At 37.1% G+C, this 15,848-nt stretch carries 15 protein-coding genes; 14 read left to right on the top strand and 1 reads right to left on the bottom strand.

Annotation, left to right across the window (positions count from 1 at the left end; all coding sequences use genetic code 11):
* Window positions 1-92 precede the first annotated feature (92 nt).
* The 6 genes from MHB42_RS15930 to MHB42_RS15905 all read left to right on the top strand — a co-directional run bounded on the left by MHB42_RS15930 (window position 93) and on the right by MHB42_RS15905 (window position 6,665).
* Window positions 93-1,061: a YncE family protein gene (locus tag MHB42_RS15930; protein ID WP_402894619.1), complete on the top strand. Its 969-nt coding sequence runs from the start codon at window positions 93-95 to the stop codon at window positions 1,059-1,061.
* Window positions 1,061-1,744, top strand: coding sequence for a response regulator transcription factor (locus MHB42_RS15925; protein ID WP_340807389.1), 684 nt, complete (start codon window positions 1,061-1,063; stop codon window positions 1,742-1,744). Before MHB42_RS15930 ends, MHB42_RS15925 begins: the two co-directional genes overlap by 1 nt.
* Window positions 1,741-3,129, top strand: a complete 1,389-nt coding sequence (locus MHB42_RS15920) for a sensor histidine kinase (RefSeq protein WP_340807388.1) — start codon at window positions 1,741-1,743, stop codon at window positions 3,127-3,129. The genes MHB42_RS15925 and MHB42_RS15920 overlap by 4 nt, the downstream gene beginning before the upstream one ends.
* A 3-nt stretch (window positions 3,130-3,132) precedes the next feature.
* Window positions 3,133-3,654 (top strand): FixH family protein, encoded by a 522-nt coding sequence (locus MHB42_RS15915; protein ID WP_340807386.1) that lies wholly within the window; start codon window positions 3,133-3,135, stop codon window positions 3,652-3,654.
* Between the two features lie 121 nt (window positions 3,655-3,775).
* Entirely contained in the window at window positions 3,776-4,348 is a 573-nt protein-coding gene (locus MHB42_RS15910) for a TetR/AcrR family transcriptional regulator (protein ID WP_340807385.1), read from the top strand.
* A 127-nt stretch (window positions 4,349-4,475) separates the two neighbouring features.
* On the top strand, window positions 4,476-6,665 hold the full coding sequence (locus MHB42_RS15905) for a YhgE/Pip domain-containing protein (RefSeq protein WP_340807383.1): 2,190 nt from the start codon (window positions 4,476-4,478) through the stop codon (window positions 6,663-6,665).
* 239 nt (window positions 6,666-6,904) lie between these two features.
* Here MHB42_RS15905 and yhfH read toward each other — a convergent pair whose 3' ends face one another.
* Window positions 6,905-7,030 carry a protein YhfH gene (gene yhfH, locus MHB42_RS15900; RefSeq protein ID WP_340807382.1) on the bottom strand — a complete coding sequence of 42 codons (126 nt, stop codon included), beginning with the start codon at window positions 7,028-7,030 and terminating at the stop codon, window positions 6,905-6,907.
* Between the two features lie 144 nt (window positions 7,031-7,174).
* On the opposite strand from yhfH, the gene MHB42_RS15895 reads away from it, so the two are divergent.
* The 8 genes from MHB42_RS15895 to MHB42_RS15860 all read left to right on the top strand — a co-directional run bounded on the left by MHB42_RS15895 (window position 7,175) and on the right by MHB42_RS15860 (window position 15,817).
* Window positions 7,175-8,167, top strand: coding sequence for a lipoate--protein ligase (locus tag MHB42_RS15895; protein WP_340807381.1), 993 nt, complete (start codon window positions 7,175-7,177; stop codon window positions 8,165-8,167).
* Between the two features lie 91 nt (window positions 8,168-8,258).
* Window positions 8,259-8,963 carry a response regulator transcription factor gene (locus MHB42_RS15890; protein WP_340807380.1) on the top strand — a complete coding sequence of 235 codons (705 nt, stop codon included), beginning with the start codon at window positions 8,259-8,261 and terminating at the stop codon, window positions 8,961-8,963.
* Complete coding sequence (locus MHB42_RS15885; protein ID WP_340807379.1) at window positions 8,963-9,946, top strand: sensor histidine kinase; 984 nt, start codon at window positions 8,963-8,965, stop codon at window positions 9,944-9,946. The genes MHB42_RS15890 and MHB42_RS15885 overlap by 1 nt, the downstream gene beginning before the upstream one ends.
* 11 nt (window positions 9,947-9,957) lie before the next feature.
* Window positions 9,958-10,365 carry a hypothetical protein gene (locus MHB42_RS15880; RefSeq protein WP_340807378.1) on the top strand — a complete coding sequence of 136 codons (408 nt, stop codon included), beginning with the start codon at window positions 9,958-9,960 and terminating at the stop codon, window positions 10,363-10,365.
* Between the two features lie 13 nt (window positions 10,366-10,378).
* Entirely contained in the window at window positions 10,379-11,155 is a 777-nt protein-coding gene (locus MHB42_RS15875; protein WP_340807377.1) for an ABC transporter ATP-binding protein, read from the top strand.
* Window positions 11,127-13,061 (top strand): ABC transporter permease, encoded by a 1,935-nt coding sequence (locus MHB42_RS15870; RefSeq protein WP_340807376.1) that lies wholly within the window; start codon window positions 11,127-11,129, stop codon window positions 13,059-13,061. Before MHB42_RS15875 ends, MHB42_RS15870 begins: the two co-directional genes overlap by 29 nt.
* Window positions 13,062-13,203: 142 nt before the next feature.
* Entirely contained in the window at window positions 13,204-14,751 is a 1,548-nt protein-coding gene (locus MHB42_RS15865) for a fatty acid--CoA ligase family protein (RefSeq protein ID WP_340807375.1), read from the top strand.
* A 418-nt stretch (window positions 14,752-15,169) separates the two neighbouring features.
* On the top strand, window positions 15,170-15,817 hold the full coding sequence (locus MHB42_RS15860) for a VTT domain-containing protein (protein WP_402894630.1): 648 nt from the start codon (window positions 15,170-15,172) through the stop codon (window positions 15,815-15,817).
* Window positions 15,818-15,848 lie beyond the last annotated feature (31 nt).

The raw sequence follows: 15,848 nt of genomic DNA, 5'->3' as shown, positions 1-15,848 counted from the left end.
AATGTGAAATATGATTTGTGTGGTTTGTCATAAATTTACCTCTCAAGTTTCACCCCAATTTCACAATTGTGAAGTATAGTTAAGGGGCAGAGGTGATAAAGTTGAAAAAATGGGCATTCTTCATTTTTTCGTTACTACAAATCATATGGTTAGCAGGCTGTGCTGAAAAATCATATGAACCAATTGAACGTGATCAAGATTTTATAGCATCATTAAATATACAGGAGCCGTCGCTGGATTTTATTGATGAGGATGGCAATATACTCGCGACATGGGCATTTAACCAAGCCTATTCAGGAGCGGTTTTACTAGGGGACGATCAAATTCTATTGTATGGACACCAATTAAGTACAATTGATGTTTATACAATATCAACTGGTGAAAAGCGCTTTTCTAAAAAAGTAGATATTGGTACAACGAATGTATATTATGACGACAGCATCCAACAATTTTTTATAACGAATAGTAAAAATAATACAGTGACAAGCTTTGATCAGGAAGGAAATGCGCTAGCAACACAACGGATTGGTAATTATCCAATGTCAATGGCATCCTATAAAGACAAGCTATATGTTATTAATTTTAAGGATACAAAATTAACAGTGTTAAATACGAAAAATTTAATGATTGAAAAAGAATGGCCGATTCCAAAGTCATCACATGGTATAGCAGTTTTAGAAGAAACACATGAGCTATGGATAGGTGGTCATGGAGAAGGAAGTAGTCCAAATCATTCCGTTAAAAAATATGATTTGACGACAGGTGAGCTGCACGGAGAGATTGATATGCCTCTAATGCCAGTTGGGTTAAAGAAGACAGAAAATGCTGTTTTTGTAGTAAGTCATGGTCATAATATGTTATATGTCGCAGACTTTGCTGGCTCAGTCAAATGGCAGCAAGAGGTAGGTGCCAATCCCTTTGTTGTTGAGCGATTTCAGGACTATATTGTAGTGGCTGGCTATGATGACCATACATTACATTTTTTAAAAGATGGTCAGAAGGATAAAACAGTTGATGTAGGAAAAGGAGCCTTTCAGCTACTAGTAAGGGAGGAAAAGTAATGACAACTGTCTTAATCATTGATGATGAGCAAGATATGCGTAATTTAATCGAAATGATGTTAAATAACTCTGATATTGAAACATTTACAGCTGCAAGCGGTACAGAGGCTTATGATGTGATTATGCGTGAGCATATTGATTTAGTGCTGTTAGATGTAATGATGCCGCATGAGGATGGCTTTGTTGTTTGCCAAAGTATCCGTGCTATATCGAATGTGCCAATTATTTTTTTAACAGCGCGTGATGCAAATGAGGATAAGGTGAAAGGTCTTACACTTGGTGGCGATGATTATATTGTTAAGCCCTTTACACACGATGAGCTTGTTGCAAGAATCTATGCTGTGTTAAGAAGAAGTGGCTCGAATGTTTCAGAGCTACAGCAAAAATCGATTGTGATTGGTTCTATTAAAATAGATGAAATCGCTCGGAAAGTATCTGTCAATGATGAAAATGTTCCACTTACTTTAAAGGAATTTGAGTTATTGCATTTATTTATGAAAAATCCAGGTAATGCCTACACAAGAGAGCAATTGCTGGAACGTGTGTGGGATATTGATTATATAGGTGGTACTCGAACTGTTGATACACATATTAAAACGTTACGTATAAAGCTTGGAAAGGATGCGGCAGCGCATATTCAAACGGTCTGGGGAGTGGGCTATCGCTTTGACCCTGGCGAATGAAAAAGATTGCAACACGTATTTGGCTATTAATTTTTGCCTTTTTAGTCATTACAGTTGTCTTTATGTATGTACTGACGGATTTTTTATATCAACGTTTATATGTACAAGATACAGAAGATACAATGATTGAAGTCGGCTTAAAGCTCCAAACAATGTATGATAGCGGAAAGGTGACGGATGAATTTATTGCAGCGATTGAGGAATTTAATGATTATTCAAATTTGAATATTTTTGCTGTAAGGAATCCACGTGAGTTGAGTGCCTGTGTGCCTTTTGATATAGATTATGAAACATTGATTGGTCCTGAGGAAAGACAAAAGCTATTAGATGGTAAAACGATTCAAAAAATTGGTTATGAGCCTCGTTTTGATCGGCAGCTTATTTCAGTAGTAATACCACTTGTTGATCAAAATAGACTAGAAGGGATTATTTATATTTATTTCCCACTAGCAAAAATTAGTGAGCTGGCAAATAATGAAGTGATTTTATTATTTATTAGTGCTTTAATATTTTTAGTAGTTGTTAGTTATTTAATTTATAAAGGTATTCGACATATTATGCGCCCATTAAGTGAATTACAAAATGCTGTGGAGCAGATGTCCTTTGGTCATTATGAAACGCGTGTGCCTGTCAATTCAAGGGATGAAATCGGTAAATTATCGAGCACCTTTAATAAAATGGCGGAGGCTATTCAGCAGGAGGACGAGGCACGAAAAACATTTTTAGCTACGGTTTCACATGAGCTACGAACACCAATTAGCTATGTAAAGGGCTATAGTGAGGCTATACAAAATGGTATGATTACAGAGCAGCAAAAAGAGGAAACGATTCAGTTGATTGTACGTGAGGCAAATCGAATGGAACGTTTAACAAACGAATTATTGCAGCTTGCTAGGACAGAAAATGAACAAACAAATATTATGCTTTATCCAATTCCTCTTGGTGAAACAATACGAGAGGTTCAACAAATTTTAATGCATCAAGCACATAAAAAGAATATTACATTATGTGTAGATGTAGATGATGCACTGATTATTCAAGCTGATGAAGTAAAGCTTAAGCAAATTTTTATTAATATTATTGAAAATGCTATTAATTATTCATACGAAGGTTCTGATGTGGAAGTTATTGCAGCGGAGCATAATGGCTATGCAGTTATTACGATTAAGGATTATGGAATTGGTATTCCGCAGGAGGATTTATCGCATGTAACAGAGCGATTTTACCGTGTGAATAAGGCACGAAGCCGCGCAGATGGTGGTAGTGGATTAGGGCTATCCATTGTTGAGCAGCTTGTAAAGCAATTGCAAGGGAAATTAGAAATTGACAGTGTTGTTGATAAAGGTACAATTGTTAAAGTTATATTGCCATTAATGGAGGAATAAAAAATGAAAAAGTGGTTATACGCATTAATTGCAGTCCCTGTACTGCTAGTAGGTTGTGGAGATAAAAAAGAACAGGCAGCTTTATCGGAGCCAGAAGTTCCACAAGTACCAGAGGTAGAAATTTTAACACCAGAAGCGGTAGCGCCTAATGAAACAATTGAGTTGTCTGCGCATGTTCAACAGGGCGGCGAAAATGTGGATGATGCTATTGTGGAATTTGAGGTATGGGAATCAGGGAAGCGTGATGAAGGGCAAATGATTGATGGGAAATTAGATAAAGACGGTGTTTATAAGGCGACAACGACATTTGACCATGATGGTGTTTATTATATGTATGCACATACAACAGCGAATGGTGTACATAGTATGCCAAAGCAAGAAATTATTGCAGGCAGTCCAGATATGACACAGGTTTTGCCGGAGGATGAAGATGCTAATAATAGTATGGATCATGAGATGATGGAGCATAATCATGACTCATCTGATAAGGAAGACCATAATAATCATGAAAAAAATCATCATTAAACACTTGCAATTTTATTAAATTAGGACTATGATAATGACCAGATGACCAAAACGGTTTTCTGGTCATTTTTTAAAAGACACTATTTAGATGTACATAACTTAGTAGGAAAGGATGTTATGAATGGATCGTAGGCAGGAAATTCTTGAAGCAGCTACAAAGTCTTTTACATTGTTTGGCTATAAGGCAACAACGATGGAGCAAGTGGCAAAAATAGCGAATGTTGGTAAGGGTACGATTTATACATTCTTTGCAAACAAGGAAATTTTATTTCAAGAGATTGCTATGTCACTTGTACGTGAAATGAAGGCGGAGGCAGATGCAGTGTTGGATGCATCAGCAAGCTTTATGGATAATGCACATAATGCTTTAATGAAAATCCTGCAATTCCGTGAAAAACATCTTTTGTTTGCAAAGTTAATAGAGGAAGAAAAGGAAATACGTACACCAGCTGTTAAACAGGTTCTTTTACGCATCGAAACAGAAGTGCTATCATATATCACAGAGTTAATACAAAGGCGTATCAAAACAGGTGAAATTCGAGATTGCAATGCAGAGCTTGTTAGCTATTTATTGTTAAAGGCATATCTTGCATTTGTTGTCGATTGGTATGAGTTACATGGCGAAACGATTCCTGAAGAAAAAATTCTTGATTTATTTAAGGAAACCATCTTCCAAGGATTAATTTCAACTTGATTCGATATAAAAAAGATGTTAAAGTATCGAGTCAAGTGCTCTTTTTTAAATATAAAGAGCGTTTATTTTTTAACTTAAAATGACCAAATGACGTTTTAGGTCAAAATGTTTAGGAGTGAGGATATTTATGATTAAAGCTGAATGGCTGAAAATCTTGAAAACTAAAAAAATGCTTATTTCCATTATCGCTGTTTTATTTATTCCAGTGATGTATGCAGGCATGTTTTTATGGGCATTTTGGGACCCGTATGCAGGGCTACCTAATTTACCAGTAGCAGTTGTCAATGAAGACACTGGTGCTGAAATGGACGATGTTCAATTAGATTTAGGGGACACCTTGGTTGATAAGCTGATGGATAGTGAACAGTTTAACTTTATTGAGGTATCAAAAGAAGAGGCTGAAAAAGGGTTAAACGGCAGAGATTATTATATGATTTTAGAAATTCCAACAAATTTCTCTGAGCATGCAACAACACTATTAGATGATAAACCATCTAAATTAGTGATGAACTATATTCCTAACGAAGGGTTAAACTTCCTAGGTGCACAAATTGGTGAAACAGCAATGGATCGTGTACGTGCTGAAGTAAATGCACAAGTATCAGCAACATATGCTGAAAAATTATTTGATTCGATTGCAACAATGGGAGAGGGCTTTACAGAGGCGGCAGATGGCTCGTTGAAGCTAGATGAAGGTGCTAAAAAAGTAGCAGATGGTGCAAAGGATTTAAAAGGCTATCTTGAGCAATTAGCATCAAGCACAGTTGAATTGTCAAATGGTACAGATAAATTAACAAAAGGTGCTGGCGAAGCTGCAAAAGGTGCCAATGAATTATCAAATGGTTTAGTGAAACTTCAAGACGGTACTGTACAATTACAGCAAGGTGCACAGCAAGCTGCAAATGGCGCAGCAAGCCTTGAGCAAGGGTTAACACAATATACACAAGGCGTTGCAAAAGTAGGCGCAGGCTTAACAACTTTAAATGATAAACAGCAACAAATTAGTGCAGGTGCAGCCTCTATTGCTGAAAATGCAGGTGCATTAAATGGTGCAGCAAGCCAACTAACAGAAGGCTCTGCAAAGGTAGAGGCAGGAATTACAGCTTTATCTAACCAGCTACAAGATATGATAGCTACAATGCCTGAGGAGCAAGCGGCTGTCTTAAAGCAAACTTTAGCAGAATTACAGGCAGGTAGTGCAAGTGTGCACAATGGCTTAAGCTCTTTATCTGCAGGGACAGAACAATTACAGGCTGGTGCTAATCAAGTAAGCTCTGGTGCAGGTCAAATTGCGGCAGGTCAAGCAGAGGTTTTAGCAGGTGCAAATGCATTAACAGCAAAAAGTGGTGCTCTATTAGAAGGAGCAAAAGGCTTACAAGCAGGGAATGCAACATTAGCTGCAAAGCTAGGAGAATTAAATGCTGGTGTAAATACAGCAGTGGCAGGCTCTCAAACATTGGCGTCAGGTTTAAATGAGCTAACAAATGGTACAACAACATTAAATCAAGGTACATCTACACTTGCATCAAAATCTGGTGAGCTCGCACAAGGTTCAGCAACACTTGCAGAAGGTTCTACGGAGCTTGCAGATGGTACAGCAACTTTATCAGGTAAACTAGATGAAGCAAGTGAAAAGGCAAATGAAGTAAAAGCAAATGAAGATACGTATGATATGGTCGGTAGCCCAGTTGAAGTTGAAAAAGAATCTGTCAACCATGTTCCAAACTACGGTACAGGCTTTGCACCATATTTTATTTCGCTTGGCTTATTCGTAGGGGCATTATTAATTTCGATTGTGTTCCCACTTGTTGAACCTGCTATTCGTCCTAAAAACGGGGCATCTTGGTTTACAAGTAAAGTGACTGTATTAGCTGTTGTAGGTTTAGTACAAACATTACTAACAGTAGCTATTGTTAAATGGGGTCTAGGGCTTGAAGTGAATAACATGGGCTACTTTATCTTAACAGCTTTATTAACAAGCTATGTATTTTTAGCATTAATTCAAATGCTTGTTTCGATCTTTGGTGACCCTGGACGTTTCATGGCAATTGTAGTGTTAATTTTACAACTAACAACAAGTGCAGGTACGTTCCCATTAGAATTAATTCCATCACCATTACAAGTATTTAACAAGCTATTACCGATGACATATACAGTGCAAGCATTCAAATCAAGTATTTCTACAGGGGATATGTCATTCTTAATGCAAAACTATGGTGTGCTAGCTGGCTTCCTAGTAGCATTTTTAGCCATCACATTCGGCTACTTCATGCTACTTCACAATAAACGTTATTCAAAAGTAGCGGAAGAAAACTAAAATAAATAAGCACTCATCCAGAAATGGTGAGTGCTTATTTTGCTAGCTGGGGATAAGTGAATTTTAAACTAAGCAGATGAAGTATATTAATATAAAAACAAACAGCTGATATGAGCGTATCAGCTGTTTGTTTTGTAAGTGTAAGAGATTTAATTAAGGATTCATCATAGAAATGATGAGGGGTGTCATAATTGCTACGTGTGGGGCACGTATATGACGGTTACAGAATAGGCAAATGCTTATAGGTGGTTGCAGTTTTCACAAGTGTTGCTGTAGCATTCGCTTTGTTCTTCCAATTTTTCACCGCATTCAGTACACTGCTTTGCAGGTAAGTTCTTGAAAAATTCAACTACATTTTCTAACATTGTGGACGCCTCCTTTAAGTTCATCTGTACTATTACTGTTTCGATATTTTATAGTGTATTATAACAGATGCTTTTCGTCAACACAAAATGCCTAATTTACGGTAGAATAAATATGGATATTTTGTGAAGGAGGAAACGTAAACTATGATTTTCGTTGATAATAAAGGGATTCATGATCCACGCATTAACCTTGCGATTGAGGAATATTTATTAAAAACAATGGATGTTGAGAAGGAGCCAGTGCTACTTTTTTACATTAATCAGCCTGCTATTATCATTGGCAAAAACCAAAATACAATTGAAGAAATCAACACAGACTATGTAGAGGATAATGGCATTATTGTAGTACGACGTCTTTCGGGTGGTGGAGCTGTTTATCACGATTTAGGCAATCTTAACTTTAGCTTTATTACAAATGATGATGGCGATAGCTTTATGAATTATAAAAAATTCACACAGCCAGTTGTGGACGCGCTAGCAAAAATGGGTGTGAATGCAGAGCTTTCAGGGCGCAATGACATTTTAGCAGAGGGACGCAAGGTGTCAGGCAACGCACAGTTTTCAACAAGAGGACGCATGTTCAGTCATGGTACATTAATGTTTGATACAGAAATTGATGCGGTTGTTTCAGCTTTAAAGGTGAAAAAGGACAAAATTGAATCAAAGGGTATTAAATCCATTCGCTCACGAGTAGCCAATATTTCTGAGTTTTTGCAAGAAAAAATGACAATTGAGGAATTCCGTCTTGAAATTTTAAAATCTATTTTTGGTGGAGAAGAAAATATTCGCTATTATGAGCTAACTGAGGAAGATTGGGCGAATATTCATAAGCTATCAGCGGAGCGTTATCAAACTTGGGAATGGAACTATGGTAAATCACCACGCTTCAATATTCAAAAAACACATCGTTTCCCAACAGGTGGTGTCGATATTCGTCTTGAGGTGAATCATGGTATCATTGAAGAGGCACATATTTTTGGTGATTTCTTTGGTGTAGGCGATATAGCTGATATAGAACAGCGTCTAGTTGGGACAAACTATGATAGAGCTGCCATTGCGAAAGCGTTGGCGGATATTGATATTCCTACATATTTTGGCGGAATTTCAACAGAAGACTTTTTACAATTAATATATTAAGGAAAATAAAGGTTTTTTAGGCTGAAGGTTCGCTGACAATTATGTCGTCGAACCTTTTTTTGATACAATATAGAAAGAAAGGAGTGTTGATATGGAAAAGCATCGAATATTTATCGTTGAAGATGATGTGAAAATCGCTTCATTATTAGCGGAAACGCTTCGTAAATATCAATACGAGGTTGAAACCATTCAAAAGTTTGAACATCTTATCGAAGAATTTACAGCATTCAATCCACATATGGTACTGCTTGATATAAATTTACCTGCCTATGATGGCTATTATTGGTGTCGCCAGCTACGCCAGCATACAACATGCCCAATTATTTTTATTTCTGCCCGTTCAGGGGAGATGGATCAAATTTTTGCCCTTGAAAATGGCGGTGATGATTTTATTACAAAACCATTTAATTATGAGATTGTATTGGCTAAAATTCGGAGTCATTTGCGTCGTACATATGGTGAGTATGCGGCAAGACAAGAGGAGCGGACAATTAAACAGGGGCAGCTTATCCTGCATTTAGAAAGAATGGAGCTGCATAAAAATGATTTAGCCATTCCTCTACAGAAAAAAGAGTGTATTATCCTAGAACTTTTAATGGGCAATGCGCCAAAGGTCGTGACACGCGAGCAATTGCTAGAGGAGCTTTGGGACGATCAAGCCTTTGTTGATGAAAATACATTAAATGTCAATATGACACGCGTACGTAAAAAGCTAGCGGATTATGAGATATCATCGACGATAGAAACTGTGCGTGGTGCAGGCTATCGCTTTATATTAAGTGCAGGTGAGCTGTAGTGGGCTGGAAATTATTTTTACGCGATTATGCATCATTTATTGTGTTCCAGCTTTTACTAGTTGGCTTTATTATGGTTTTATATGCGCTGGATGGCTTTCGAAATGTTAATACAGCGATTTATTCCTTCTGTATTAGCCTTGTACTATTAGCGTCATTTCTACTTGTCCGTTATTTAATGCGTCAACGCTATTTATTAAAAATAACGCAGCTTCCTACAACAATGGAGGATGTATTGCAAAAAAATGCGAAAACACCTGAGGCTATACAAACAGAAAAATATATGCATGAATTGTATCGCCTTTATCAGCATGAGCTGCATTCCTTATATGCAAGTCAAAAACGGCATGACCAATTTATGAATCAATGGGTGCATCAGATGAAAACACCTATCTCTGTTATTGAGCTATTATTGCAGGATGATCGCCCTCTTGATAAAAGGAATGTGCAGGAGGAAATTGATCGCTTACGCAGAGGCTTGGATATGGTACTTGTCAATGCACGCTTAGAAAACTTTGAAGATGATATGCAGGTAGAGCAGGTTGCGTTAAAGGCAATTGTGACTGCAACTGTTAATGAAAATAAACGTTTATTTATTACGAAAAGGGTTTTCCCTGAAATTCATGTTGAGGATGACCTAATTGTTGCGAGTGATTCAAAATGGCTTCGTTTTATTCTTGGTCAATTTATTACCAATGCAGTGAAATATACATTTGAAGCAAATAAAAAAATTGTGATTTCCGCTATTCAAAAGGATGACTACGTGCAGTTAGCCATTTGTGATGAAGGAATTGGGATTCCCGCCTCTGATCTTTCACGTGTAACAAAGGCTTTTTTTACTGGTGAAAATGGGCGTAAAACAGGGGAATCAACAGGGATGGGGCTTTACCTAGCTAAAGAAATTTGCGAAAAGCTTGGGCATGAATTAACCATTACATCAGAAGTAGGTCAAGGGACAATTGTAACAGTGACATTTACAAATTAGGGGGAAGTAGCATGGCGGAAATACGTATAAATCATTGGCTATTAAATATTGAAAAGGAGAAAACGAAGGCTCTGTATGCGACACAGCTCCGAATGGATGAAGATGTACATTATCAAAGCTTTCATGAGGCAAATCAAATACTCGATGCAGATTTACTGCATTTTTCAAATACGCTTGGGCTAGACTTACAGCAGCCAACAATATTGAATGCCTTTCCTGTGGAGGGCGAGCAAATTATGTACAGTGGCTATTATACGGTATGTGGTGACATTATCGAGGGAGAAATGGATGCTTGGGATGTGGTGATTGGCAAATATTGCTTTAGCCTGATTGAGGAAGACTCTATATTGGTAGAACCTCATTTCCATATTGGTTTTGAAGTAGTGTTACCAGCATCCTTAGAATTAATAAAGAAATAAGGTGAATAAAAGTATGCCTATTTTACAAATTAAAGATGTGACAAAAGTATATGAAGGCAAGGTAACACATCGAGCCTTAAATCAACTAAGCTTTGAGGTGGAGGAAGGCGAATTCTTAGCAGTAATGGGACCTTCAGGAAGCGGTAAAACAACATTGCTCAATATTATTTCGACAATTGATGAACCAACAAGCGGTGAAATTATTGTAGATGGCATGAATCCGCATAAATTGAACGCCACAGAGCTTGCCTTTTTTAGAAGAAGACAGCTAGGCTTTATATTTCAGGATTTTAATCTTTTGCATATGTTAACGGTAGAAGAAAATATTGTGCTGCCATTAACATTAGACCAGCAGCCATTAGAGGTGATGGAGGAGCGTCTAGCAAGCATTATAGAAAAGCTAGATTTAACCTCTTTTCTGCATAAACGACCAAATGAAATATCTGGTGGACAGGCACAAAGAACGGCAATAGGGCGTGCATTGATTCATAACCCAAGCCTGATTTTAGCGGATGAGCCAACAGGTAATTTAGATTCTAACTCATCTCGTGATGTACTAGAGTTGTTAACAAAAGTAAATCAGGATAAACAAACGACGATTATTATGGTAACGCATGATCCAATTGCCGCAAGCTACTGTGATCGTGTGTTATTTATTAAAGATGGCGAATTTTTCAATGAAATTTACCGAGATAATCGTCGCCAAATGTTTTTCCAACGCATATTAAATGTTTTGAGCTTACTAGGAGGAGGGCAAGTAGGTGACCTTTCGACAATTCGCTTACCGTAATGTCGTACGGAACAGCCGAGTATATGGTGCCTTTTTCATGGCAAGCTTTTTTTCTGTGGCTGTATTTTTTATCTATTCCATGCTGATGTTTCATCCTGATATTGAGCATGGGATATTAGGTGAAGTATCGCTCATTGGGATGGTGGGTGCTGAAATTGTACTCGTCCTTTTTACATTATTCTTTTTATACTATTCGATGAGTGCTTTTTTAGAGGCGCGTTCACATGAATTTGCGATTTTATTGCATTTAGGCATGGAAAAGCGTCAGATGAATAGGCTTGTCTTTTTAGAAACCATGATTATTGGCTCAGGCTCTATTATTGTAGGGATTATTTTTGGTTTTTCATTTTCAAAATTCTTCTTTATGATTGTGCGTGAGATTTTGCATTTAGATGATTTACCATTATATGTTTCATGGGAGCCATTTTTATTAACAATTGGCGTTTTTACAAGTGCCTTTGTCGTGATTTCCTTTATTAGTGTGTATTTTACACGAGAACGACAGCTACGAGATTTAATTAAAGGCAGTGATTATTTAAGCAGCCTAGCAACCTATTCTAAAATTCGTGCTATATATGGTGTTGCTCTAATTTTAGCAACGTATATTTTAGCCTTTGTTGTGGGGCACACTTCATTAATTGGCTTAACATTAATTATCCCGTTTTCAGCAACCTTTGGCACATATTATTTTTTTAGTGATTCTGTGCCATATATTTTAGATTTGGCGCGTGGCAAGCGTAAATTTTATTGGCGACGCTATCGTCTTCTGTCACTTGCTGAGCAAACACACATTATGATGGATAATGTCAAAATGTTTTTTGTTGTGACAATGGTGTCAACACTCGCTTTTTTATCTGTAGGTGTATTAGCAACAATGTCCTCTTACACTATTCAATACGATCGTTTAAATCCATTAGGGCTTGTCTATAAGGGAGATGTTGATAATCCATTTGAGCGGGAGCATATTAACTCACTACGTCTGCAATTAGAGGACAAGGGCTTATCCTATCAGCTATCCCGTTTTGTTGTGGTAAAACAAACATCCTCGTTTACAAAAAATGAAGTAGAAGTATTTCGAGAGTCTGATATGAATGTATTGCTGTCATCCTATAGTTACCCATTGTTGAATCTTGCGGCAGGAGAAGCAGTCTTTATCCCTTATTCGGAGGATGCACTAAAAAAATTAAAAGATCGAGTTGTGCATACGGTGCTGGAGGAAAATTCAATACCGATAACAATTGATAGTGTCTATCCTAAAATTGTATTTCCTGGATCAATTGTTAGCGTAAATTCAATTGTTATTAGTGATGAGGATTTTGCAAACCTTGTTCATCCAATTTCTGATAAAAATATTATGCAGCCAAGCTACCATTTATTTACGTTTGTCATTCCGCAATGGATGGAAACAAAAGAAATTGGCAAGGATATAGTGAATTTAGAAACGAATTTATATTTTAGCAAAAAGGATAAATTTAGTCCTTTCTACTTTGAAAATGCAGGATTAAATTATTCTTATATATTAGCTACCTACTCTTTATTTACATTAGTGGGTGTCTTGGTGGCAACAGTATTTTTACTGGCGGCAGGAAGCTTTGTCTACTTTAAATTGCATACTTCCCTTGAACGAGAAAAGCGCAAATTTGATGTATTAAAGCGTATGGGCTTAACAGATGCGGAGCTGAAAAAGCTTGTCAATCGCCACTTATTCCCGCAATTCTTCTTACCATGGGGCGTTGCAATGATGCATAGCGCTTTCGCCTTTTTAATGGTTCAAGGTGTTTTAAAAGATTTTGCGAATATTTCGATTGTAAAAGAGGTATTCTTTGCATTTGGCTTTTTTGTCGTTATACAAGTAGTGTATTTTTACTTAATTCGTTGGCGTTACATCTCTCATATTCGCTCATAAAGAACGTGCTTAAAAGAGCAAAAAATGGATTACTTAAGCTAATTTATAACACGAAATAAAAAGATTCATTGTCTTTTAGATGTATTTCTTATATAATATTACTGAATAGCGATTCATTTTATACGATAAGGGGATGGTGTAATTGAATTTAGTTTCATGTGTTCGTCAACAGGCAATAGAGCAACCGGAAAAAGTTGCGTATCATTTTATGGGGAAGAATACGACTTACGGGGAATTTGAACATGCTGTTGGACGCTTTGCAAAGGGGTTAGAAGATTTAGGGATTGAAAAGGGGGACCATGTGGCGTTTTTACTTGGCAATACGCCACATTATTTAATTGCGCTCTATGCGACAATGCGTTTAGGAGCAACAGCAATACCTGTGAATCCAATCTATACACCAGATGAAATTTCTTATATTTTACATAATGGAGATGTAAAAGCAGTTATTGCATTGGATGCTTTACTACCATTAGTTGAAAAGGGTGTACAAGCATTTCCGCAGGTGCAAGCATTTATCATTTGTGAAACAGCATCAGATATAGCTGAAAAAATTGCAGCTTTATCACCAGAGGCGCGTGACAAAACGCATTTATTTACACAGGTCATTGCCAATGCTGCTGAAGCATTACAACCTGTGGAAGTGACAGATGATGATAACGCGATTATTTTATATACATCTGGTACAACTGGCAGCCCAAAGGGAGCTATGCTAACACATGGTAATATCTATTCAAATGCTCGTGATGTTGCTCATTATTTAGGAATAAGAGCTGATGATCGTGTTATAGCTACATTGCCAGTATTTCATGTCTTTGCTTTAACAGTTGTGGTGAATGCACCGCTATTAAGTGGAGCAACGATTTTGCTTGTACCTCGTTTTAGCCCAGCAGAAATTTTCGCATTAGCAAGGGAGCAAAAGGCAACAGTATTTGCGGGTGTTCCAACAATGTATAATTTCTTATATCAATTACCAGAAGGCAATGCTGAAGACTTCGCAACAATTCGCTTAGCTGTTTCAGGGGGAGCTTCTTTACCTGTTGCATTATTACATAATTTCGAGCAGAAATTTAATGTACGTGTGTCAGAGGGCTATGGTTTATCGGAGGCGTCACCTGTAACATGCTTTAACCCGTTAGACCGTGAGCGTAAGCCAGGCTCTATCGGCACATCCATTAATAATGTGGAAAATAAAGTGGTGGATGTGAATGGTCAGGAAGTACCCGTTGGTGAGGTAGGAGAGCTTATTGTACGTGGACCGAATGTGATGAAGGGCTACTATAAGCTACCAGAGGAAACAGCAATGGCTATACGTGACGGCTGGCTTTATACAGGAGATTTAGCAAAGGTTGATGAGGAAGGTTATTTTTATATTGTTGATCGTAAAAAGGATATGATTATTGTTGGGGGCTATAATGTCTATCCACGAGAGGTTGAGGAAGTGTTATTTGCCCATGATAATATTGTAGAGGCAGCAGTTGTAGGCTTCCCTGACCCGAATTTAGGCGAAGCAGTACATGCCTATGTTGTGCTTAAAGAGGTAGCAGCTACTTCAACAGAGGACTTATTCACTTATTGTGCTAAACATATGGTGAAATACAAAGTGCCAAAAGTAATTGAAATTATGGATGAGTTACCGAAAAATACGACAGGAAAAATATTGCGTCGTTCTCTTAAAGCAAAGGTATAAAATTAGACAGTCAGCCTTCACTGTTTTGGTGGAAGCTGACTTTTTTATTTGCCATTAGCTATCATTTCAACAATAATAGCTGATTTGTGTAAAGTGTTTTTGTCAAAGTTGTGACAAGCCTATGCTAGCTATTATTTATTCATCTAGGCTACATTGTGAAATGACTATATATCCTTACGATATAGGCGATAAATGTGCTCTTAGCTATTACAAGAAATCAGTTGAAGGACTTTGTAGACAAATGATAGAATCAGTTTTGGAACATAACGTCATGCATTCGAGCATATAGTAGCTAGTAGAATTGCAACCTTTGGATAGCTATAACGTCAAAATTCACGGAATGACAAATGAGCGACTTATAGCTCGATGTAGGTCAGTTAAAAATAAATCGATAATAGAGAAAGAGAGCCTATATGCAATGATTGAGCTTATTCAAGATTTAATTAGTTTTATTGTACATATTGATGTGCATTTAGAAGAGATTATTCGTGATTTTGGCAACTGGAGTTATCTTATTTTATTTGCCATTGTTTTTGTAGAAACAGGAGTTGTTATTTTCCCATTTTTACCGGGAGATTCATTGCTATTTGCTAGTGGCACATTAGCTGCTGCAATGGGGGCCTTTGATATGTGGATATTAATTCCTGTATTTTTAGCAGCAGCTATTTTAGGCGACACAATGAACTACCATATTGGCCATAAAGTAGGCACATCGATTCCTCCAACTAGTTTCCTTGGCAAGGTCATTAAAAAGGAGCGTATGGAGGCGGCTGAAAAATTCTTTAATACGCATGGTGGAAAAACAATTGTGATTGCTCGTTTTATGCCATTTATCCGCACCTTTATTCCATTCGTAGCGGGTGCAAGTAAAATGAAGTATAGCTATTTCCTTTTTTATAATGTTTTTGGTGCGTTTTTATGGGTATTTAGCTGTACATTGCTAGGCTACTTCTTCGGTAATATTCCTATTATTAAAGAGAACTTCTCAACTGTACTCATTTTAATTATTATTATTTCCGTGATCCCTGCTATCGTTGGAGCAATCAAATCGAAAAAGAGTAAATAAGTAAGACAGTCCTTACGTGAGTAATTATCAC

Source organism: Lysinibacillus sp. FSL K6-0232, assembly GCF_038008325.1.
In the GTDB taxonomy this organism is placed as follows: Bacteria; Bacillota; Bacilli; order Bacillales_A; family Planococcaceae; genus Lysinibacillus.
The sequence above is the reverse complement of the archived record's forward strand: the minus strand, read 5'-3'. Positions and strand labels throughout refer to the sequence as shown.